The organism is Shewanella sp. GD03713 (genome assembly GCF_029843705.1).
GTDB lineage: Bacteria > Pseudomonadota > Gammaproteobacteria > Enterobacterales > Shewanellaceae > Shewanella.
Genome location: NZ_JAOCIW010000001.1, coordinates 2,537,553 through 2,557,600, shown reverse-complemented (window position 1 = coordinate 2,557,600; position 20,048 = coordinate 2,537,553). Strand labels below are relative to the sequence as shown.

General features: G+C 46.5%; 17 protein-coding genes and 5 tRNA genes. 2 read left to right on the top strand and 20 right to left on the bottom strand.

Annotation, left to right across the window (positions count from 1 at the left end):
• Positions 1–87: 87 nt before the first annotated feature.
• From N5E87_RS11355 to umuD, 3 genes are all read right to left on the bottom strand, one after another.
• Positions 88–297 (bottom strand): MbcA/ParS/Xre antitoxin family protein, encoded by a 210-nt coding sequence (locus N5E87_RS11355; protein WP_279775329.1) that lies wholly within the window; start codon positions 295–297, stop codon positions 88–90.
• 197 nt (positions 298–494) lie between these two features.
• The gene (umuC, locus tag N5E87_RS11350) at positions 495–1,772 is read right to left on the bottom strand and encodes a translesion error-prone DNA polymerase V subunit UmuC (RefSeq protein ID WP_279775328.1); all 1,278 of its coding nucleotides are present in this window, start codon (positions 1,770–1,772) and stop codon (positions 495–497) included.
• Positions 1,769–2,200 (bottom strand): translesion error-prone DNA polymerase V autoproteolytic subunit, encoded by a 432-nt coding sequence (umuD, locus tag N5E87_RS11345; RefSeq protein ID WP_140906935.1) that lies wholly within the window; start codon positions 2,198–2,200, stop codon positions 1,769–1,771. Before umuD ends, umuC begins: the two co-directional genes overlap by 4 nt.
• Before the next feature lie 92 nt (positions 2,201–2,292).
• Here umuD and N5E87_RS11340 point away from each other — a divergent pair, with 92 nt between their 5' ends.
• Positions 2,293–3,240 (top strand): IS481 family transposase, encoded by a 948-nt coding sequence (locus tag N5E87_RS11340; RefSeq protein ID WP_279775326.1) that lies wholly within the window; start codon positions 2,293–2,295, stop codon positions 3,238–3,240.
• A 100-nt stretch (positions 3,241–3,340) separates the two neighbouring features.
• Here N5E87_RS11340 and N5E87_RS11335 read toward each other — a convergent pair whose 3' ends face one another.
• The 17 genes from N5E87_RS11335 to N5E87_RS11255 all read right to left on the bottom strand — a co-directional run bounded on the left by N5E87_RS11335 (position 3,341) and on the right by N5E87_RS11255 (position 18,977).
• Positions 3,341–3,760, bottom strand: coding sequence for a hypothetical protein (locus N5E87_RS11335; RefSeq protein WP_259215937.1), 420 nt, complete (start codon positions 3,758–3,760; stop codon positions 3,341–3,343).
• Positions 3,761–3,769: 9 nt separating this feature from the next.
• Complete coding sequence (locus N5E87_RS11330) at positions 3,770–6,085, bottom strand: hypothetical protein (protein ID WP_259215938.1); 2,316 nt, start codon at positions 6,083–6,085, stop codon at positions 3,770–3,772.
• Complete coding sequence (locus N5E87_RS11325) at positions 6,082–7,728, bottom strand: hypothetical protein (protein WP_259215939.1); 1,647 nt, start codon at positions 7,726–7,728, stop codon at positions 6,082–6,084. Before N5E87_RS11325 ends, N5E87_RS11330 begins: the two co-directional genes overlap by 4 nt.
• Positions 7,725–8,810 (bottom strand): site-specific integrase, encoded by a 1,086-nt coding sequence (locus tag N5E87_RS11320; protein ID WP_259215940.1) that lies wholly within the window; start codon positions 8,808–8,810, stop codon positions 7,725–7,727. The genes N5E87_RS11325 and N5E87_RS11320 overlap by 4 nt, the downstream gene beginning before the upstream one ends.
• Before the next feature lie 360 nt (positions 8,811–9,170).
• A complete protein-coding gene (nth, locus tag N5E87_RS11315; RefSeq protein ID WP_279775325.1) occupies positions 9,171–9,806 on the bottom strand; it encodes an endonuclease III in 636 nt (211 codons plus the stop codon).
• A 66-nt stretch (positions 9,807–9,872) separates the two neighbouring features.
• Positions 9,873–10,571, bottom strand: a complete 699-nt coding sequence (locus tag N5E87_RS11310; RefSeq protein WP_055648252.1) for an electron transport complex subunit E — start codon at positions 10,569–10,571, stop codon at positions 9,873–9,875.
• Positions 10,564–11,202, bottom strand: coding sequence for an electron transport complex subunit RsxG (gene rsxG, locus N5E87_RS11305; protein ID WP_083757899.1), 639 nt, complete (start codon positions 11,200–11,202; stop codon positions 10,564–10,566). The genes N5E87_RS11310 and rsxG overlap by 8 nt, the downstream gene beginning before the upstream one ends.
• A 53-nt stretch (positions 11,203–11,255) precedes the next feature.
• Positions 11,256–12,305, bottom strand: coding sequence for an electron transport complex subunit RsxD (gene rsxD, locus N5E87_RS11300; RefSeq protein ID WP_011622830.1), 1,050 nt, complete (start codon positions 12,303–12,305; stop codon positions 11,256–11,258).
• Positions 12,306–12,385: 80 nt separating this feature from the next.
• Complete coding sequence (gene rsxC, locus N5E87_RS11295; RefSeq protein ID WP_086904605.1) at positions 12,386–15,028, bottom strand: electron transport complex subunit RsxC; 2,643 nt, start codon at positions 15,026–15,028, stop codon at positions 12,386–12,388.
• 3 nt (positions 15,029–15,031) lie between these two features.
• Positions 15,032–15,613 (bottom strand): electron transport complex subunit RsxB, encoded by a 582-nt coding sequence (gene rsxB / locus N5E87_RS11290; RefSeq protein WP_011626120.1) that lies wholly within the window; start codon positions 15,611–15,613, stop codon positions 15,032–15,034.
• Positions 15,614–16,192, bottom strand: a complete 579-nt coding sequence (gene rsxA, locus N5E87_RS11285) for an electron transport complex subunit RsxA (protein ID WP_011622827.1) — start codon at positions 16,190–16,192, stop codon at positions 15,614–15,616.
• 125 nt (positions 16,193–16,317) lie between these two features.
• Positions 16,318–18,222 (bottom strand): GGDEF domain-containing protein, encoded by a 1,905-nt coding sequence (locus tag N5E87_RS11280; RefSeq protein WP_055648250.1) that lies wholly within the window; start codon positions 18,220–18,222, stop codon positions 16,318–16,320.
• Positions 18,223–18,427: 205 nt separating this feature from the next.
• Positions 18,428–18,503: transfer RNA gene (locus N5E87_RS11275), tRNA-Asn, on the bottom strand.
• A gap of 47 nt (positions 18,504–18,550) precedes the next feature.
• A tRNA-Asn gene (locus N5E87_RS11270) sits at positions 18,551–18,626 on the bottom strand.
• Between the two features lie 46 nt (positions 18,627–18,672).
• Positions 18,673–18,748: transfer RNA gene (locus N5E87_RS11265), tRNA-Asn, on the bottom strand.
• Positions 18,749–18,778: 30 nt separating this feature from the next.
• Positions 18,779–18,854 (bottom strand) — tRNA-Asn (locus tag N5E87_RS11260).
• Between the two features lie 47 nt (positions 18,855–18,901).
• Positions 18,902–18,977 (bottom strand) — tRNA-Asn (locus N5E87_RS11255).
• 587 nt (positions 18,978–19,564) lie between these two features.
• Here N5E87_RS11255 and N5E87_RS11250 point away from each other — a divergent pair.
• On the top strand, positions 19,565–19,768 hold the full coding sequence (locus tag N5E87_RS11250; RefSeq protein WP_011622825.1) for a hypothetical protein: 204 nt from the start codon (positions 19,565–19,567) through the stop codon (positions 19,766–19,768).
• Positions 19,769–20,048 lie beyond the last annotated feature (280 nt).

The window sequence follows — 20,048 nt, the reverse complement described above, 5'->3', positions numbered from 1 at the left end:
ATCGAATGTCCGCAAATAAGGCAAAGCAGAGATTCGTTTTTCACGAGCGGCCTGATCTGAATAGCTGCTTTTCGCTCTTAGCTGACTTTAAGCCATATCCCCAAACTGCATTTCTTGCAGCACCTGAAAAAGCTCCGCACACTTATCATCCGTCGCAAGCATGCTGCGAGGACTTTGTCCGTCTAGCCTCGGTATTGGCGTATCCAGCCACTCATTTATCTTGGCGGTGTCATTACCAAAGAGGGCATTTAGCTCCTTCTCGAGCTGTGCTTTTGAACAAGCTTTATTCTGCAGCATGTGCTTACCTTAACCACGTTTGGCAAATGGCTAGTTTGAAAGCCATAAATCCGGGTGGCCTTTTTATCCCGCTCACAGGCTGGGGGAACGTTGCTCCGGCATCACTACTCCAGTTTCCTGGTCCCGGTCTGTAATGACAATTTAATTATAAGTTTAAATGAGCATGGCTTCACAGTTGTATTTGACAATGTGCTGCTTTACTTCGCGACCGGTAAATCTTGCCAGTTGGTTGTGTATGCCGGCGATAGCAGCTCACGCTTCATACTCCAGTCCTGTTTGGTACCTTGGCTGGCAAACCAAATGGTCTTGCCATGTTTGGCGTTTAAATTATCTATCAGCTGCATTAGCTGCTGGTCTGATTCTTTTTTAATGAGCGGCTCATCAAAAAGCCCGGGTTGAGATACACCTGGGTCGTAAAAGTCTGACAACATCACGCCGGCTTTGGCGTACCTATACCCATCCAGCCAAAGGCCGTCTAAAAGCTGCATTGCTTTGGCCAGGAAAACCCGGGTGTCGCTGGTTGGGCTATCAAGTTCGAAGCTTTTACTCGCGCTGTAAGGTGCGTCTTTATCGCTGAAGGGGCTGGTACGTAGAAACACGGTTAAGTACTTTGCTTCCTGCTGCTCCTGGCGAAGCTTTTTACAGGCCCGGCTTATGTATTCACTGATGGCTTCGCGCATTTGCTGCTTATCGGTGATGCGTTCACCAAAAGCCCGGCTGCTGACAATCTGTTTTTTTGTTGGCGCCATTTCTTCCAGCGCGATACACGACTCGCCATTAAGCTCGCGCACGGTACGCTCTACCACTACCGAAAAATGTTGTCGGATAAATTTAGGATCAGCATCGGCCAACTGCAATGCGGTGTCGATGCCCATTTGTTGCAGCCGTTTTGTTAGCTTTCCGCCTATGCCCCAAACCTCACTAATCGGAAGTAAGGCTAGCAGCTTACGCTGTCTTTCTTTGCTGGTTAAGTCGACTACGCCGCGGGTTTTAGGCCAGGTTTTCGCTGCATGGTTTGCCAGTTTTGCCAATGTCTTGGTAGGCGCTATACCAACACATACTGTAATACCGGTGCACTTTTGCACTATTTGCCTTACCGTTAATCCGAACTCCGTCAGGTTTTGGCTGAAATCTACTCCGGTCAAATCAAGAAAGGACTCGTCGATAGAATACACTTCAACGCGTGGCGCGAGACCTTCAAGTATGCTCATAACCCGCTGCGACATATCTGCATAAAGCGCGTAGTTAGATGAGAAGGCCACTACGCCCTGCTTTTGCATCAGCTCGCCCACCTGAAATACCGGTACGCCCATTTTAATGCCTAGCTTTTTAGCTTCACGGGAGCGAGCTACCACACAGCCATCGTTATTAGACAGCACAACAACAGGTGTATCCGCCAAATCTGGACGGAACAGCTTTTCGCAGCTGGCGTAAAAGTTATTGCAGTCTACCAAGGCGAAGATAGGTTGGCTCATTTGCGTTTCATTTGCCGGATAACGTTAGTCACCACGCCAAAAATGCTTAGCTCTTCGCCATTACGCGGCCGTATCGGTTTGTAGGCCGGATTGCGTGGCAGTAAAGCCAGTGAAGGGCGCGTGCAAAACTCTTTAACCGTAAACTCACCACCAACAGCAGCAACCACGATATCGCCATGCTCGGCATCAATAGAGCGGTCTACCACTAAAACATCGCCGTCATAAATGCCGGCTTCAATCATGGAGTCGCCCTCTACACGAACAAAGAAGGTCGCATTAGGGTGGCGGATACACAGTTCATTTAAATCGAGTGTGCGCTCGACATAGTCTTGCGCAGGTGAAGGAAACCCGGCTTTTACCGGGTCGCCATATAGCGGGATCTTACGTTTTGGCCAAACACTGGCATCACCAAGGTATACTGCTGACATACGAACCTCATAACTGTATATAAACACAGTATATCATCCAGGTATAAATTGCCAATCACGACAGACCAAATTAAGAGTGAGCCTGCAAAGTCATGGGTGTGTCTCGTGATACGTTTTATCGCTACCGTGAATTAGTAGACGATGGCGGTGTTGACGCGCTGATCGAAAAAAGCCGTAGAAATCCAAATATCAAGAACCGTGTCGAAGAAGCTGTTGAACAGGCAGTGATGGATTACGCGATTGAATTTCCGGCCCATGGCCAGCACAGAACCAGCAATGAACTGCGCAAGAAAGGCGTATTTGTGTCTGGTAGTGGCGTCCGCTCAATCTGGTTGCGACATGATTTAGAGAACTTTAAAAAGCGCTTGAAAGCCTTGGAAGCCAAAGTTGCTCGTGATGGTATTGAGCTGACCGATGAACAGATTGCGGCACTTGAGCGCAAAAAACACGACGATGAAGCCTGTGGTGAGATTGAAACCGCGCATCCTGGCTATCTGGGGTCGCAAGACACGTTTTATGTCGGAAACCTTAAGGGCGTGGGGCGTATATACCAGCAAACCTATGTTGATACTTACAGCAAAGTCGCGCACTGCAAGCTCTACACCACGAAAACGCCGATCACCGCAGCAGACTTACTGAACGACAAAGTACTGCCGTTTTACGAGTCACACCAGTTGCCTGTGCTTCGCATTTTAACTGACCGTGGTACGGAGTATTGCGGTAAGGTCGAACACCATGATTATCAGCTTTATCTGGCGATTAACGATATCGACCACACGAAGACCAAAGCAATGTCACCGCAAACCAACGGCATCTGTGAACGGTTCCATAAGACGATCCTGAACGAGTTTTATCAGGTGACCTTCCGCAAAAAGCTGTACCAAACGCTGGAGGAGCTGCAAAAAGATCTGGACGAGTGGCTGTCTTACTACAATAATGAACGAACTCATCAAGGCAAAATGTGCAACGGCAGAACGCCTGTTGAAACATTAAATGATGGGAAACGGGTTTGGGCGGAAAAGAATCTGACTCGAATCTAATCTGACAGACACCAGCGCAAAACTGGTAACTGTCAGATCAAGTCTGAGCTAGTACACTTCAGATAATCTTTTGTGCTCGATAATCGCTAGTAACTTAGATTTATTTGTTGCGCTCAACGTCTTGTAAGGTCCTTTGAAACACATCCATGACACTTGGGTTCGTTTTGCCAATATTGGATAATTTTTGAATGAAAGCCTGGAGCTTACCAATCTCTGAGTGAGCAACCGCAAGCTGAGCTTCCAGTTTGATAACCTTTTCAGCTAAGTCCACGTCTTTTTGTAAGTAAGATATCAGCTCCTTATTTTCAGACGAAACAGGCTTGCCTCTTAGAACTTGTTTTTTTTGATTATATTCGTGCTTGATATTGGCGTATTTGTCGAGCGTTTGTCGCGTGGTTGCAATACTTAAGCTGGATTCTATTTTAGTGACTAATAAATCCCAGGTAAGCTTGCCTTTCCAGCTTCTAATGACGGCTTGTATGGATATTTGTTGTTCAGTTTCAAGTGATTTAAATGCCATATCATCACCCTAGAGTGAGCCTAAAAAGGATAAAAAATTATTCGTGGCCTCGTCTTTTCTTTTATTGTTTTTTGCCTCAATCGCAGCTTGAAGAGCTTGCTCGGCATCAGGTAGCTCTAACTTTTTTTCTTCCACAGTTTTTGTCATTAAATTGGTGATTCTTAGGCTGTTGGAGCGAGTGAGCAATCGAACCATGCTGCCAGCTTCTATAGCTTCATCGGATAACACATCAATGAGGCTTTTAAGCATGCATGTGTTGCGATAATGCGTCTTGTACCACTTCTGCATCGATAAACTAGTTTCAAAGTTTATAGCTTCTCGTACCCGTTCCAGGTTATGGGTCTGTACCTTGAAATCTTTCTGGAGTAAGTCTATTGCCTCTCTGTCCTGTGTCACATGACACGAGGATGAGCATAGGGCACATTGAGTTTCAAAATCCGACATGTAAGTGCAAGGGGATAGGGCGAGGTTTTGCGTGCAAAAGCCTGTCTCGTGAACAAAAGTCGGTGTTTGATTGTTGATGGCTTCATTAAACTGATTCATGGTCACAATTCGAAGCGCAAGTTTATTCTCGACTTCATTTCTAAGCTCATTCGAGTATGAAATATCCCCAATCACAGATGCGTTCTGAGCGTCCGTGGTATGGATATAGGTCAATGTTTGTTCAGCGCTTCTTCGACCAGAGAGCATTGTAATGAGGTGGTGAGGTAGCCCTTTTTTCGCAAGATAATCATTTTGCCAATGGCGCAGCTGGTGTGGCTTGAGAAAAAAGCTGGATGCAAACCCGTGTCGCTCAAAGAGAGTAAGCCGCGATTTACGACCTTTATTCAATTCTTCATAAAAGTATCCACCAAGTGAACCAATCGAAACCAAAAGGAAGGGGTGTTTAACTCTGCCGCCAAATTGCTTTTCAGTGTAAGCAAATAATGCGTTTTCAAAATCCACAAACTTAGTTTGACGGTCATTGTAACCTTGTAGTTTAGGTTTATTTATCTCAATGGTGTGGTTTTGAAACGCTGCCACGGTGAGTTCTCGTTTGCCAGCTGTATACTTTTGGTATTGGCTATTAAATACAAAATTAGATCCTGTAAGTGATTGAGCGTAAGAACATCTAGACATAAACAGCAGTGTATCGTGCTCTTCAAGCTGTGCGATGGGCTTGATGAATTTAGGGTTGCTTATTGATACATCGATTGCCCCCTTTGTGTTGGGGAGGACTCGTACACATTTGTCACTTCCATCAAAAAATCCAAGCAATAAACCTAAATGTAACAAGTTGGTTGATTGCAGCATGGAAGGCGAAAGCAGCGCCATATTTTCATCGCTTGGTTTAAAATCACCAAGCACCTCTTTGAGGGGCCGATTCGGCTGTCGATAAAATCGAGCTAGCGCTCGTGCTGGTTCAGTGACCAGAGTGGTGTAGTGTAATGCCCTGTCTAAGCTCTCAACCATTTCGGCATTGATGTGATTTTGATTGTCTTTGTACCCTTTTGAGCCTCGCCAGTTGAGATAGTGCACGGTTCTTTCTTGGCCATCGACAACTTGCGTATAGCGTTGTATCCGTTGCACCGTTAAAAGAACTTGCTCTGCGGCAATTCTATTAGGTGACGCCATACCAAGTGCTGCCATGTTGCAAATAAAGCTATCACGCTGCTCTTGCTTCGATGATATAAGGGGCAGCCAGGCCTTAAAATTATTCTTGTCACCATCTTGATAGGATGGGATAACATCATAGAAGATAGCTCCCAGCGCCAGTAGAGCTTTCTCTGAAGGCAACTTGCTTTGCTCTGCCTCTAGTGCGTCATCACCACTTTTGGTGCGAGCAGCTGACACTAAGGATTTTCTTGTATAAAGCAGGCAGCTTTTAGGTATCATCGTATGTTCATGCAGCCAGCCGATGAACGCATTCAAATTCACACTGTATGTCATAGAGTTGATGGCGCGTTGGATTTTCTCAGTGGGGGCGGTACCGATATTCTCTCCCACGATACAAAGGAAGTTTCTTGCTGTCGTTATTTTAATATATTTGGTTTTTATTGCTGTTTTTGTGTTAATAATATCAAGCGCATAGGAAAACAATAAATCATGTGTTTCAGGCGCTAATCGATCTTCCTCAGTAAAGGTTGTTCCTATTCTTGTGTGTTTTTTGTTTTGACTGCAAAAAATAAGATTTATGGATCTATTGTCGCTGTCGGTGAAAGTTACAGCAATGTCTCTCCATGACGCAGGATCACCTTGAGCATTGGTGAAACCAATCAATGGCTGTGCTTTCTTTTTCGCAATATATGTCCGTTGGTTATCAATATAACGGTTAATCGTATTCATGTATGCGTTCCCAATTTCTGGGTCTTTCGCTCTTGACATAATCCAATCGTTACTTTGATATAGATAATAATGGTTTGCAATCTCTTAATGGTTGCGGGGTGGCCTGATTGACTATTTATAGCAAGCTTACGCTCTGCCTTATCCAAATATTGGTGATGGTTTGCAGTTTCTAACGGTCGAAAATTATCACAGGGATAGCACCCCATGGGAGCCGCACCTTTTGACTGGCAACTTATGCAATTTGCTGGGTTAAGTTTGTGCCCTATTTCTTCATCAAAGGGGCTTTTGACCATAAAATCAGGGTGTTGCTGTAGTTGTTTTGTGGATACGCTATCGAAGCGTTTTATAACACTGTTACCCGCAAAAGCTTCGTCAATTCTGACGCGTTCAGGCGCTTTTAAATCAAGGTAAGGTTCTATTGCATTCACGGTGACACCAGTAATTGCGGCAACTTGCGCAGGGCTTAACCCCATCCAAGCAGCGAGCGTTAATTGGGTGTGACGCCAACGATTATTTGAAAATGTAAGGCGATGGTGTCGAATTCGGTCACTTTTAGCCTTTAGTCTTATATTGGATAGGTAATTAATACAACTCTGAAGATTGTCTGAAGTTTGATGAAAAGCCTCTGATGTATCGCTAAAGGTGAGAAAGAGGTTCTCTTTTGTCATAAATTTTTCTGAAAATAAATTCTGATCCGGAAACAAGGGGAGTTTACGCATCAGTTCTTTTGATTCACCCTCAGAAAGTACAATATCGTTCTTGCCTAATGACACACAAAGAAAGCTCTCATATGCTTGGTAGTATCGAAGCAACAGTTCAGACAAGTCTGGCTCTAACCTATGCGAGCGAGATTCGGCATTGCCCCGAAATGTTCCCTCTTTGCCCTTGAAGGTGCGAAGGTGCAATTGCTCGACATCAGAAAAGTAGTGTTGTGTTAGAGGTTCCCAATCTCGGTTAGTTTCCTTGTGCGATTTAAACGCCTGGCCAACCTTCAATAGATCACACCATTTAAGCTGAACCAGTTGCGTGGGTCTTCTTACGATGGCAACCATCAACTGACAAACCACAATATTTCTGAGTCGAGTAAGGTGCTTTGTTTTATTTATCTTATTATTGAGCGCATTGGTCGTTTCAATTCGAAGTGCTTCTAGGAGATTGTCACGCTCGATTTCGCTGTAAGCGCCAACTGTTTCATCTAAAATACTTTTTGCACGATCTCTTGTACCTAAATTCTCATTTTTAACGATATCATAGAGCGGGGTAAGGAAATTGCTACGGTATTCATGACTTCGCTTACAAAACATGCCTAGAGTTTTTCTCACGGACTTTTTGTAGTTTGTAAGTGTTCGCCACCACGCTTCAAACATCGCTGGTTTTAGGAACTCGCAGATTTTTTTTAAAATACATACCTTAGTAATAATTCCACGACAAGCATAATGTTTTGCTGTGTGAGCAATAGCTAACCGTAGGTCGAGAAAAACTTCGCTGTCTAATTTAGCCATCCAGCTAAGGTTGAGTGTTTTCTTGTAACCAAGAATCCATACATCGGAAAAGAGATCAAATTCATAGCCTACTTCATTTGATTGAAAGGTTCTTTTTCCTTCATAACTATTTATTAAGTCGTAAATTTCAAGGCTGTTCATTTGCAACCTCTCAGATTCGGTACAGATTGGCTTTGATTCCTTGATGAGATTTCAGCAACCGTCACGGCTAATTGAAATGAATTGTAGACGGATGCCATTTGTGAATTTGCCACCCAGCCCATTGCATGTTTACGAAGATCTTCAATTTTATCAGTTGAAAATCCTTTCTCTTTTGCTTTGTCTTCAAAGACTTCATTCCATTTATGACGAAGTAAATGTGGGTGAAGTGTTATTCCAACAAAGTCTCCAAATATCTTAATTAGCTTATAAATTGAGTTATAAGACATTGGTCTCCCGATGTTTTTTCCTTTTTCCGAGATAAATACAAAATCATGCTCGTGAGCGGTTGGGATACCGCGGCGCACGGTTTCGATGTAGAGCTTAATGAGCTTCATTAATTCACGGGAGATAGGGACAGATAATGCTTTTGTTTTGTTCTCGGCAGGAAGACGTCTGGTATCCATTGGATCATTGGGCGTTCGGGTAAGGAGGAATCTAGGATTGTCCCAATCATCCACTAAATCACCGACTTTCAACTTCAAAACTGCCCCAACACGTACTCCTGTATCAATCAATAGTTGAGCAATTATTTGATTTCGAAGTTTGCTCGATTTGAATGGATTCTTAGTAGAGCATTCTTGAATAACTTCCAACAAATCAAAAAATTTATCGGATGGGATTGCAGATTCAAAGGCATCTTTAGTAATCGTATTGTCTTTCCGGGAGCTAGATATTGCCGAGCTTATGTAGATCCTGAATTTATCAAATTGATTTTCCGTGCTGATTTGCTGCTGAGTTTCAGCTTTATCGTAGTGATGGTACACATATAAAAACTCAACGTAGCATTTCAGGCGAGTGAGACGTTGATTAAAAGTATGCGCTGATACTTCTGGTTGGCTGTTCGATGTTGCATGTATAGCATCCCTGATCCTTTTCTCGGTTAGGCTTATTACTATGCTGTCATTTTTATCACCATCCGCATCTATATAAAATTTACATGCACGAATAAAGCGGTCCACTTCTTCTATAGATAGAAAAATGCCATTCGCGACACGCTCAACGAGATCAATACCTTCATCCATGAAGAAGCAGTATAAAAACTTCAACTCATACGCATATTTCTTTCGTGTATAGAATGAAGCTGACTGTTTTGAAGTACGTGATCTTACTGTCGAAAGTGGAGAACCATGATTGCCATTTAGGTATGAATTCAGGTACACACAACAAGGTAAACCATTCCGAACAACAACGGGAAAAGAGTGGCCATTGATATCTTTGTATATTTTAACTTGAACGTAATTACCCAAATAATTCATTGCAAAATAAACGATCGATTACACATCAATTCACCATAGTTGGCTTTTTCATTTTGTAAAGGCAAAAAAAAGGATTCCCACAGGAATCCACCCACAGGAATCCATTAATTTGTCTAGGCTCATTCTTTACGTTTCTTTTGGTGGAGAGTACTCGCAAAGATCCTCAATTATGCAGCTACCACAACGGGGTTTGCGCGCCAGACAGGTATAGCGGCCATGCAGAATAAACCAGTGGTGCACATCGACTTTAAATTCGGCGGGAACAACTTTTAACATGCGCTCCTCGACTTCGACCACGTTTTTACCGGGGGCGAATTTAGTGCGGTTTGCCATGCGAAAGATATGGGTATCGACGGCGATGGTCGGCCAGCCAAAGGCGGTATTAAGCACCACGTTAGCGGTTTTACGGCCGACACCAGGAAGCGACTCTAGCGCCTCTCTGTCCTCAGGGACTTCGCCATTGTATTTTTCAATCAAGATCTCACAGGCTTTAATCACATTGATGGCCTTGTTGTTATACAGGCCAATTGTCTTGATATATTCCTTTAATCCATCCACGCCTAAGGCATAAATACTGTGGGCGGTATTGGCGACTGGAAACAGTTTATCGGTCGCCTTATTTACGCTCACATCGGTTGCCTGTGCCGATAAAGTCACCGCCACCAGTAATTCAAAGGGACTGGAGAAATTCAGCTCGGTTTCGGGTTTGGGATTGTTTTCACGAAGGCGGGTGAGGATTTGGATGCGTTTTTCTTGATTCATAGTGATCCTTGTAAGCAGTGGGTTTAACGCTAAACCCACTACTTAAGCTGTTATCTCAATAAGGGCTTAACTCACTTTGGTGATCCGTGCCCGAGTTACACTGGGTTGTACAGCCGCTTCGGGTTGACGCTCTTTAAGCTTTTTATCGATAACGTTTTTCAGGGCGATAAGTAGGCCCATCACAATAAAGGCGCCTGGCGGTAACATCGCCAGCAGGAAGGGGGTATCGACTTGCCATACCTGAATCGTTAAGACTTTTGCCCATGGGCCGAGCAGTTGGTCGGCGCCATCAAACAGGGTGCCTTGGCCGAGAATTTCGCGCGTGGCGCCAAGAACCGCTAAGACTAAGGTAAAGCCAAGCCCCATCATCAGTCCATCGAACGCAGCGCTAAAGGCATTATTACGGGAGGCAAACGCTTCGGCGCGGCCAATGATAATGCAGTTGGTCACAATCAGCGGCAAGAAGATCCCTAAGGACAAATACAGGCCATAGGCGTAGGCGTTGATCAATAGTTGCACCGCCGTCACCAGCGCCGCAATGATCATCACAAACACGGGGATACGGATTTCCTTAGGCACATAGTCACGTACCAACGAGACTAAAATGTTGGAGCCTATCAGCACCAACATAGTGGCGACCCCAAGCCCGAGGGCGTTAGTGAGGGTGGCCGTTACGGCTAACAGTGGGCACAGGCCCAGTAATTGCACTAAGCCAGGGTTGTTTTTCCACAGTCCTTGCCAGGCAATTTCGCGATAATTAGTCATGGTTGGCCTCACAATTCAGAGGTTGGCTGAAAATCTCTGCTTGATGCTGAGTAAAGTACCATACGGCGCGTTTAACCGCTTTCACATAGGCGCGTGGTGTGATTGTCGCGCCGGTAAATTGGTCGAAATCACCGCCGTCTTTTTGCACTTGCCATTGCTTATCATCTTCTGATTTAAGCACTTTACCGACGAATTGCGTCACCCAGTCGGATTTACGTAAATCGATTTTATCCCCAAGGCCTGGGGTTTCTTGGTGGGCAAGTGTGCGCACGCCTAATACTTCACCTTGGGTATTGATGCCCACAATCAGCTTAATATTGCCGTTGTAACCATCGGGGGCAATGGCTTCTAGGGCGATAGCAACGGGTTTACCAGCAGCGGTGGCGATATAGGCGGGCATGGCATCTTCGGTGCCGAGCGCCTCTTTATCCTGCAACAGGGTGCATTGCGCGGTCAGCTCATTGTCATGGAGCTCATCAGGGATCAGCTGATGCAGTACGCGCATCAATTCCTGCTGCTCTTGCTGCTTAATTTTGTCTAAGGTCTGTTGATTGACCACTGCGACTAAGCCTGTGCAGAGCAGGGCAAACAGGGCAAGTAACAGACCATTTTTAATCATTGGATTATTCACTTTTATTCCTCAAGAATCTTTGTTCAAGCATGCTTGATTCTTTTGCCACAGGCCTAGGGCGCTGAATGGCCATAGGTGCGCGGACGCACATAGTAGTCAATAAATGGCGCGCACAGGTTTGCGAGCAGCACGGCAAAGGCGAAGGCATCGGGGTAGCCACCTTGGGTACGAATGACATAGACCAAGACGCCAATTAATGCGCCGAAAATTAAACGGCCGCGCGGACTGGTCGCCGCGGTGACAGGATCGGTTGCAATAAAGAAGGCAGCGAGCATGGTTGCGCCCGAGAATAAATGGAACAGTGGGCTTGCCTGAGTATCGGGCGACAGTAAAAAGCCAATGCTCGATGCCACAAATAATCCCGCCAATACGCCGGTGCTGATATGCCAACGGATGGCTTTTAATTTGAGTAGCACTAAACCGCCAGCAAGATAAGCCAAATTGACCCAAAACCAACCAACGCCGGTGCCGCCATCGAAAATGCTTTTAGCCATACTCTCAGTGGTGGTGAGCCCTAAGGACAGATCGGTTTTGAGGGTATCGAGCGGTGTCGCCATACTGATCCCATCGATACCGAGGCGGAATTGCTCCATGCCACCATGGGCGCCCACATTGAAGATCAATTGCAAACTATCGATCACACTTGGGGTATTGAGCGCAACCGTACTTGGCGCAATCCAACTGGTCATCTGCACGGGGAAGGAAACCAGCAGTAACACATAGGCGGCCATCGCGGGGTTGAACAGGTTATGGCCTAGGCCACCGTAGAGGTGTTTGACGATAACAATCGCAAACACTGTGCCCATAACGATCATCCACCAAGGTGCCAGCGGCGGGATCGCAACCCCGATTAAGATCGCCGTCAGCATAGCGCTGTTATCGCTTAAGCTTGCTTTGATGCTGCGGTTACGCAGTTTCATCACCGCAGCTTCACAGCTTAGGGCAACAATAATCGCCAGTAACACTTGAATAAGCGTGCCCCAGCCGAAAAAGGCGCATTGCACCACAAGGCCGGGTAACAAGCATAAAATGACCCTTTGCATAACCGTTGAAGTATGCAAATTACGGGTAACATGGGGTGATGAGGCTATTTTAAACGCCATTGTGATCCCTTTTATCTAATCTTGAGTCACTGATTTTTAAGCTAATCATTTTTAAAGCACTGAGGTTAAAACCCGCAGTGCTATTCGTTTGCGTCGCTGATCGCATTCGCTTCTCTGGCCGCTTTTTTGGCTTTCGCACGGGCAACGGCCGCAGCGATCTTGGCCTTTTTCTCATCTTCAGGGCTGAGTGGCGCACTTGGTTCAGCGACTGAGCTTGATTCATTTCCTGATTGAGAGTCTGATTCATAGCCTAGTTCAGCGTCTGATTCAGAGCCTGACTCAATGTCTGATTCAGGCTTAGCAACTGCGACTAACTCGGGCTGAACTTCGGCAACCTCAGTCGATTCTGCCTGCTGCGTGGCGGCTTTTTTGGCTTTCGCGCGGGCAACGGCCGCAGCGATCTTGGCCTTTTTCTCATCTTCGGGACTGAGTGGTGCGTTTGGTTCAGCGATTGAGCTTGATTCATTTCCTGATTGAGAGTCTGATTCAGAACCTGACTTAACGTCTGGTTCAGGCTTTGCGTCTGTTGCTAACTCGGGCTGAAGCTCGGCAACCTCAGTCGATTCAGCCTGCTGCGCGGCGGCTTTTTTGGCTTTTGCGCGGGCAACGGCAGCAGCGATCTTGGCCTTTTTCTCATCTTCAGGACTGAGTGGCGCGTTTGGAATAGAGCCTGATTCTGGCTGAGCGTCTGCAGCTAGCTTGGTTTGCTCGTCAACAACGTCAGTCGATTCAGCCTGCTGTGCGGCAGCTTTTTTGGCTTTTGCGCGGGCAACGGCTGCAGCGACCTTGGCTTTTTTGTCATCCGCTTCTGCGTTAACAGATGTCTCTGTTGCTGGCTTATCTGTGTTGTCTGTCGCGGCATCAGTGTCGTCATTGGTATCCGAGTCGGCCTTTAACGCCGCTTTTTTCGCTTTGGCGCGAGCGATGGCAGCGGCGACTTTATCTTTTTGCGATAGCGTCTCAGCCTGCTCAGTTGGCTCGCTTTGCTCAGAAGAGACTGTTTGTTCAGCAGGGACTGTTTGCTTAGATGATTCGGCATCATCCGCACTTTGAGCCGCAGCGGCGGCTTTCTTGGCTTTAGCGCGGGCAATCGCGGCGGCTACGGCTGCTTTACCCTTAGGAGCCTCAGTGCTGTTTGCATCAGCATTCACGACTTCGACCGGTGTGTTATCCGCTGTGGTTTCTGCCGCAGCTGCCTTTTTGGCCGCGATCCGCGCCATGGCTTCGGCAACGGCATTTTTATCCGTTGAAGTCATGGTCGCTTGACGACGCGCAGCGGCTTCCTTAGCCTTGGCTTCGCGGGCGAGCTTTTCTTCTTCGAGGCGTTGAATACGCGCCTCGAAACGCAGTTTGGCGCGCTCGGCTTGATGTTTCTCATCGGCGGCTTGTTTTAGTGCCGATTTAGCGATGCGGTAGTATTCCACCAGTGGAATATCACTGGGACACACATAACTACAGCAACCGCATTCGATGCAATCTTTAAGGTTGTAGCTGGCCGCCTTGTCATATTCTTCGGCTTTTGCATGCCAAAACAGTTGTTGTGGTAGCAAGAGTGCAGGGCAGGCGTTGGCACATTCGCCGCAGCGGATACAGGCCTTTTCCTCTGGAGTGGTTCCAATTTCTTGACTGCTGGGCACCAAAATACAGTTTGTGCCCTTTAAAATCGGCACTTGGATGGTGGGTAACGCATGGCCCATCATAGGACCGCCAATAATCACTTTTTGATCGGCTTCGGCGTTAAATTCAGTGTGTTTGAGCACATGTTCAACGGGCGTGCCTATGGGTAACCAATAGTTGCCGGGCTTACCGACATTTTGGCCAGTAACGGTAACCACTCGCTCAATCAGTGGTTTACCTTGGGTCACGGCTTGGTGAATCGCAAACGCGGTTCCCACGTTATGCACGACAATCCCAAGCTTAGCGGGGATGGAGCCTGAGGGCACTTCACGCCCCGTGATGATCTGAATAAGCTGCTTTTCACCGCCAGAAGGATACTTGGTTGGTATCGCCGTCACCCGCGTGCTGCCCGCAGGGAGCGTGGATTGACTCACCGCCTGTTGCATGGCTTTGATGGCTTCGGGTTTGTTGTCTTCGATAGCAATCACAATACGCTTGGGCGCGAGGAGACGATGGATAATCCCAATACCCGCCAGAATGTCTTGGCTGTATTCGCGCATTAAGCGATCGTCGGCGCTGATATAAGGCTCACATTCCACGCCGTTGATAATCACTAATTCGATTTCACTGACGGGATTCAGCTTGATATGGCTTGGGAAGGCGGCGCCGCCCATACCGGCAATGCCTGCACCATGGATTTTGGCAATCATCTCTTGATTGCTAAGCTCAATTGAGCCTGGCGTTAACTCGCTCCAGCGGTCTTCACCATCGGCGGCGATCACGCAGGTATTGACCGGCAAGGCTGAGGCGTGATTACTGGCTCTTGGCTCAATGGCAACGACAGTGCCAGAGGTTGGCGCATGCACGGGCAAATGCCAAATCGAGGTGCCTTGGGTTAATGGCGCGCCTTTTAATACTTTGTCACCCACTTTGACTGCAAGGGTGCAGTTTTCGCCCACCTGTGGCACAGGTACAAGGTATTCCTGCGCTAAGGGCAGTTGGCTAATCGGTGTGGTGTTGGAGAGGAATTTGACTTCAGGCGGATGAATGCCACCGGGTGAGCGCCAAAGGGTTTCTTTATCTAATTGATCTAATAAAGTCAGCACCGCTTATCCTCTCTTTTCTTCGTGCGGGGTCTCTTGGATAAGAGTCACGGGAATGGCATTTAAGCGCCAGTTCCAGTTTTTCAGATTTTGGCCCACAGGGATCATATCGATACAGTCAACGGGGCAGGGCTCGACACAGAGATCGCAACCTGTGCAGTCTGCCGTGAGCACGGTATGCATGAGTTTGCCCGCACCAATAATGGCATCGACTGGACAGGCCTGAATACATTTAGTGCAGCCAATACATTCATCTTCGCGAATGTAGGCGACTTTTTTGACTTGGGATTGGGCCTCTGCATTGAGCGGCTCTGGCTCTACGCCCATTAAGCTGGCGAGCTTTTCCATGGTAGCGGTGCCGCCAGGCGGGCACTTGTTGACTTTATCGCCATTGGCTATTGCTTCAGCGTAGGGACGGCAACCGGGATAACCACATTGACCGCATTGGGTTTGTGGCAGAATCGCTTCGAGTTCATCGACGATGGGATTGCCTTCAACCTTAAATTTTAAGGCAGCAAATCCGAGTAATACCCCAAAGAACAATGCCAATAGGGTTAATAAAATAACGGCAATTAACATGGTGGACATCTATTTAACCAATCCTGTGAATCCCATAAAGGCCAAGGACATCAGCCCTGCTGTGATCATGGCAATCGCGCCGCCTTTGAAAGGCATTGGCACGTCGGCCGCAGCTAAACGTTCACGCATCGCGGAAAACAGAATTAACACTAAGGAAAAACCGACCGCTGCACCAAAACCATAGATAGCAGATTGAATAAAATCGTGTTTTTCGTTCACGTTTAACAGGGCAACCCCGAGTACGGCGCAGTTAGTGGTGATGAGCGGCAGATAGATACCGAGGGCGCGGTGTAAAGCCGCACTGGTTTTTTGCACCACCATCTCAGTAAATTGCACCACCACGGCAATCACCAGAATAAAGCTCATGGTTCGCAGGTAACCTAAGTCAAAGGGCAATAACAGATATTGGTTGACGAGGTAACTGAGAATCGACGCTAAGGTCAACACAAAGGTCGTGGCCATAGACATGCCGATAGCGGACTCCAACTTGCTGGAGACCCCCATAAATGGACATAAACCTAAGAATTTCACTAAAACGAAATTGTTAACCAGCACTGTGCTGATCAACAACAGGAGATATTCACTCATCTGAATACTTGTCTAAACGGATCTTGGCCGTATTATCGACTTTTCCGTTTGCATAAACAACATATAGAATGCAGGGTTAACTATCTTTACTGTAAATTTGCGCGCTCCGTTAACCCTGCGCTGGCTTAAATTTGGTCAGTTAAGGTAATGGCTTGCGGCTGGGCAATATAATAGCCCTGCAGCCCATCGACGAGGAGTTTTTCGAGGGTCAGTTTTTCCTCCTGACGCTCAACACTAGTCGCGATAACACGAATGCCGATACGTCTTGCCACATCCACCATCATCCGCACGAAGAACTTATTATTGCTGTCTTCATCGATTGATGAGGTGTAGCTGCCATCGAGCTTAATGTAGTCTGGGCGCACTTCGCTGAAGAATTTGAAGGAAGTAAAGCTCATCCCAAATCGCTCGATTGAGACCCGCGAACCGACACTGTGAACCTCACGGACGAACTTATAGCTGGCCCCTAAATTGGCTTGCATACCGGACTCGTTGATCTCAAACACTAGACGTGAGGCGATATACCTGTGCTTGCCGAGAACATCTCGTAACCAGCCGACAAACAGTTCTTGATGGGCCGAAAAAGCGCTGATATTGATGCCAAAGTTACCGCTAATGGTCGGATTTTCTTTAAGCATTCTTAATGTGCTGATCACCACGAGTTTATCTAATTCGGTGCTCATGCCGTGGCGCTCGGCCATGGCGATAACTGTGGTCGTGGGTAAAAACTTGCCTTCGCTGTTGTAAAAGCGTGCCAGTAACTCGCGGTAGACCTCGACATCATTGCGGCAAGGTTGAATGGGTTGTTGAAAAAATTTCAGCGCTTGGCGGCTAATTAAGTCGTTGATTGCCACTTTCCAACGGTCGTCGCCAAACTGCTCGTCACCATTGAGTTTCTCTTGAATATGGAAACTGTTGGGGCCTAAGGTTTGCGCTATGCTCACGGCGGTGTCCGCCAAGGAGAGCAGGTTAACGGGATCTGTGCCCTGTTGGTAAGGCACTAAGCCAATGTGCGCCACGGATTCGGCTCTCGTCATCTGCTGGTATTCATCGAGGAATACTTTAAGTTGCTCTAAAAACTTGGGGCCGTCTTTTAACACTAAATCGGGTAAAAAAATCGCAAAATCGGCGCTGGAGACGCGGTAGCATTCCGAATCGGGATATTTTGAACAGGCTTTACGAATGCAATTGGCGACACTGGCTAAATAATCATCACCGGCGGAGCGACCTTGTAATTGGTTCACATGGGAAAGCTCAGTCGCTTTAACCATGGCCAGCAGCCCAAGTTGCGGCACGCTGCGGTTACTAATACTTTCTAACTTTGTGGTAAAACGTGGGCGGCTGCCAAACCCCGTGATCGGATCCTGATAAGCTACCTTATGCAGTTTCTGGTTTTCTTGGGTGAGGGTATCCATTTGCGATTTGAGCTGCAGCCGGCAGTCTTCGAGTGCCAATCTGACTGGTGTCATTTCACCATTGAGTTTGGAGGACTCAATGGCGGAAAAATTCATCTCTGGAATGTGCGAAATATACTCAGCCGCATAACGGATAGCCGATCTTAACTTGTTGTTAAGCAATACAAACACAACCAAGAGTATGATGTAGGTGAGTATCAATACTAAGCCGAGTTGCTGAGTGCTGCCGATAGCTGTCTCAATCGCTTGGTCGGCACTGAGTTTTACCTGCAAACGACCCGCGGCCAGTTTTTGCGTATGAGCTAAATCTAAGGCAAATAATCCAGAGAGTGGATGCGAACCCTGGGAATTGAGCTCACCTTGGGTGTAATTTAGCTGTCCATCGGTATCATCAATATATTGAAAAAACTGCAGTGGGTAATGGGCTGAAATAGTTTGATAGAGCTCGGCGCCATTGCCTTGCCACTGGGAAAAATTACCCAAGTATTGTTTGAAGTTACTGAGCTCTTGTTGTTGCTGAACCTGGAGCTGGTTATTTTCGTTGTGATAAATCCAACCAAACAGCCCTAAAAAAATCAGCAATAAAAAGATGGGATATGATTTAGACATCGCCATAAAAATCCGCTCTCAAAGTGTCTCAGTATTACGGACAGAATATTAAATGAATGCTCAGTCAATATCCCTATCTGCGTGATGATACTCAAAATTTTGGTTAACAAGCAGATCACAGTGTAACTGTATTTGAGGCAAAACAGAAATGAAAAGCGATTAGTTTAACGGAGTCACAAAGGAGGGGATTGTGTGTATTGCGATAAGAAAGTGGCTCCCCTGACTGGACTTGAACCAGTGACATACGGATTAACAGTCCGCCGTTCTACCGACTGAACTACAGGGGAGTAGAGGGTGCGATATTGCTATCGACTTGAGATATCATCTTTTAAAATGGCTCCCCTGACTGGACTTGAACCAGTGACATACGGATTAACAGTCCGCCGTTCTACCGACTGAACTACAGGGGAGTAGATGATGCGATATTGCTATCGACTTTAAGTTGTCTTGCGTTAGTGGCTCCCCTGACTGGACTTGAACCAGTGACATACGGATTAACAGTCCGCCGTTCTACCGACTGAACTACAGGGGAATCGTTTAACGCAACAGCTTGGTAATTAAGTGGCTCCCCTGACTGGACTTGAACCAGTGACATACGGATTAACAGTCCGCCGTTCTACCGACTGAACTACAGGGGAATCGTTAGTTACCTAACTGCATCCTCACTTTTATCGAGATTGAAATTTGGCTCCCCTGACTGGACTTGAACCAGTGACATACGGATTAACAGTCCGCCGTTCTACCGACTGAACTACAGGGGAATCGTTTCTCTCGTCTCGATGACTCGTTGAGAACGGAGCGCATAGTAAAACGCTCTGTGGGATGAGTCAACTCGAGTTACTAAAAAAAGTGTAATTATGCTGTTAAGTGCTCATCTAATGTGCATCGTGGTGCCAAAATCAGCATTTTGATGAAGAAATAACTTATGTTTTCGTAAGATAGCGTGTCTTCATCTTAAAAACACTTGGGATTTTTCAGGGAGACAAAAAGCGCAAATAGACCTAGTTGGTTAAATTCTCAGCATTATTCTGGCGGGAGACCCATTTGATCTTTCAAAAACCTCAGGCTTAAATAGATAAAGTTTATTTGAGTGGCAACGAATCGATGCTTTTGTGGTCAAAACCATTACGCAGTCATGCTGCCACTCGCTTGGTAAGTCTTAACCTGATGCTTTAATTACTGAGCTCACAATATAAGGTACTAATAATGAGGTGCTGACTATTTATAAAGTGCACATTATGCGGTAGGTATATTAGGCAGCACTGCAGCTTCCACTGGTTATCCCTAAAGCGACAGCGGGAAGCCCATCTCAGCCGAGTGGCAAAACACTTATCGAGAGGTGAAAACAATGGCAATGAGTCGATTAGAACAAGCAGAAGCGTTACTCGAGCAGCCCTTAACCTTAGATGTACTGCGTCAGTACCGTGAGTTGTCCATGCATTTAGATGATCCTGATTTTCAAAAAATCCAAGATTTAGCCGAAATCCTCTTTGTGGTTGCCTCTACGGACGAAGCGCTTTTTGCGGCCGCGCTCGCAGAAGACTTAATTTAAGCGCTAATCAAGTTATCCCTCGATCATAAATATTCACTTTCTACTATTTTCTGCGAACAGATAACCCCAATTCTACTGACTCATGCGGATAAAGCGGAAAACGCTGTCATTTTATGCTGTAAAGCACCAATAGAGGTGTAACAGCAGGAGAACAATCAGATTTTGTGAATGTTATCGGTTGTAACAAGTAGTAACATTTATCAAATGTAATAAAATTACCAAACCCGATGAGAGCGTGAGCTAAGGGGGGAATAGTCCTCAATCCCGCATGGTTTCTCAC

Bases quoted from the DNA above. Each gene is read 5' to 3' on its own strand.
- N5E87_RS11355 (WP_279775329.1), bottom strand. From the start codon at position 297: ATGCTGCAGAATAAAGCTTGTTCAAAAGCACAGCTCGAGAAGGAGCTA.
- N5E87_RS11340 (WP_279775326.1), top strand. From the start codon at position 2,293: ATGGGTGTGTCTCGTGATACGTTTTATCGCTACCGTGAATTAGTAGAC.
- rsxA (WP_011622827.1), bottom strand. From the start codon at position 16,192: ATGAGTGAATATCTCCTGTTGTTGATCAGCACAGTGCTGGTTAACAAT.
- N5E87_RS11335 (WP_259215937.1), bottom strand. From the start codon at position 3,760: ATGGCATTTAAATCACTTGAAACTGAACAACAAATATCCATACAAGCC.
- N5E87_RS11250 (WP_011622825.1), top strand. From the start codon at position 19,565: ATGGCAATGAGTCGATTAGAACAAGCAGAAGCGTTACTCGAGCAGCCC.
- nth (WP_279775325.1), bottom strand. From the start codon at position 9,806: ATGAATCAAGAAAAACGCATCCAAATCCTCACCCGCCTTCGTGAAAAC.
- rsxD (WP_011622830.1), bottom strand. From the start codon at position 12,305: ATGGCGTTTAAAATAGCCTCATCACCCCATGTTACCCGTAATTTGCAT.
- N5E87_RS11325 (WP_259215939.1), bottom strand. From the start codon at position 7,728: ATGAACAGCCTTGAAATTTACGACTTAATAAATAGTTATGAAGGAAAA.
- N5E87_RS11310 (WP_055648252.1), bottom strand. From the start codon at position 10,571: ATGACTAATTATCGCGAAATTGCCTGGCAAGGACTGTGGAAAAACAAC.
- N5E87_RS11280 (WP_055648250.1), bottom strand. From the start codon at position 18,222: ATGGCGATGTCTAAATCATATCCCATCTTTTTATTGCTGATTTTTTTA.
- N5E87_RS11330 (WP_259215938.1), bottom strand. From the start codon at position 6,085: ATGAATACGATTAACCGTTATATTGATAACCAACGGACATATATTGCG.
- rsxB (WP_011626120.1), bottom strand. From the start codon at position 15,613: ATGTCCACCATGTTAATTGCCGTTATTTTATTAACCCTATTGGCATTG.
- N5E87_RS11320 (WP_259215940.1), bottom strand. From the start codon at position 8,810: ATGGATGAAGGTATTGATCTCGTTGAGCGTGTCGCGAATGGCATTTTT.
- umuC (WP_279775328.1), bottom strand. From the start codon at position 1,772: ATGAGCCAACCTATCTTCGCCTTGGTAGACTGCAATAACTTTTACGCC.
- umuD (WP_140906935.1), bottom strand. From the start codon at position 2,200: ATGTCAGCAGTATACCTTGGTGATGCCAGTGTTTGGCCAAAACGTAAG.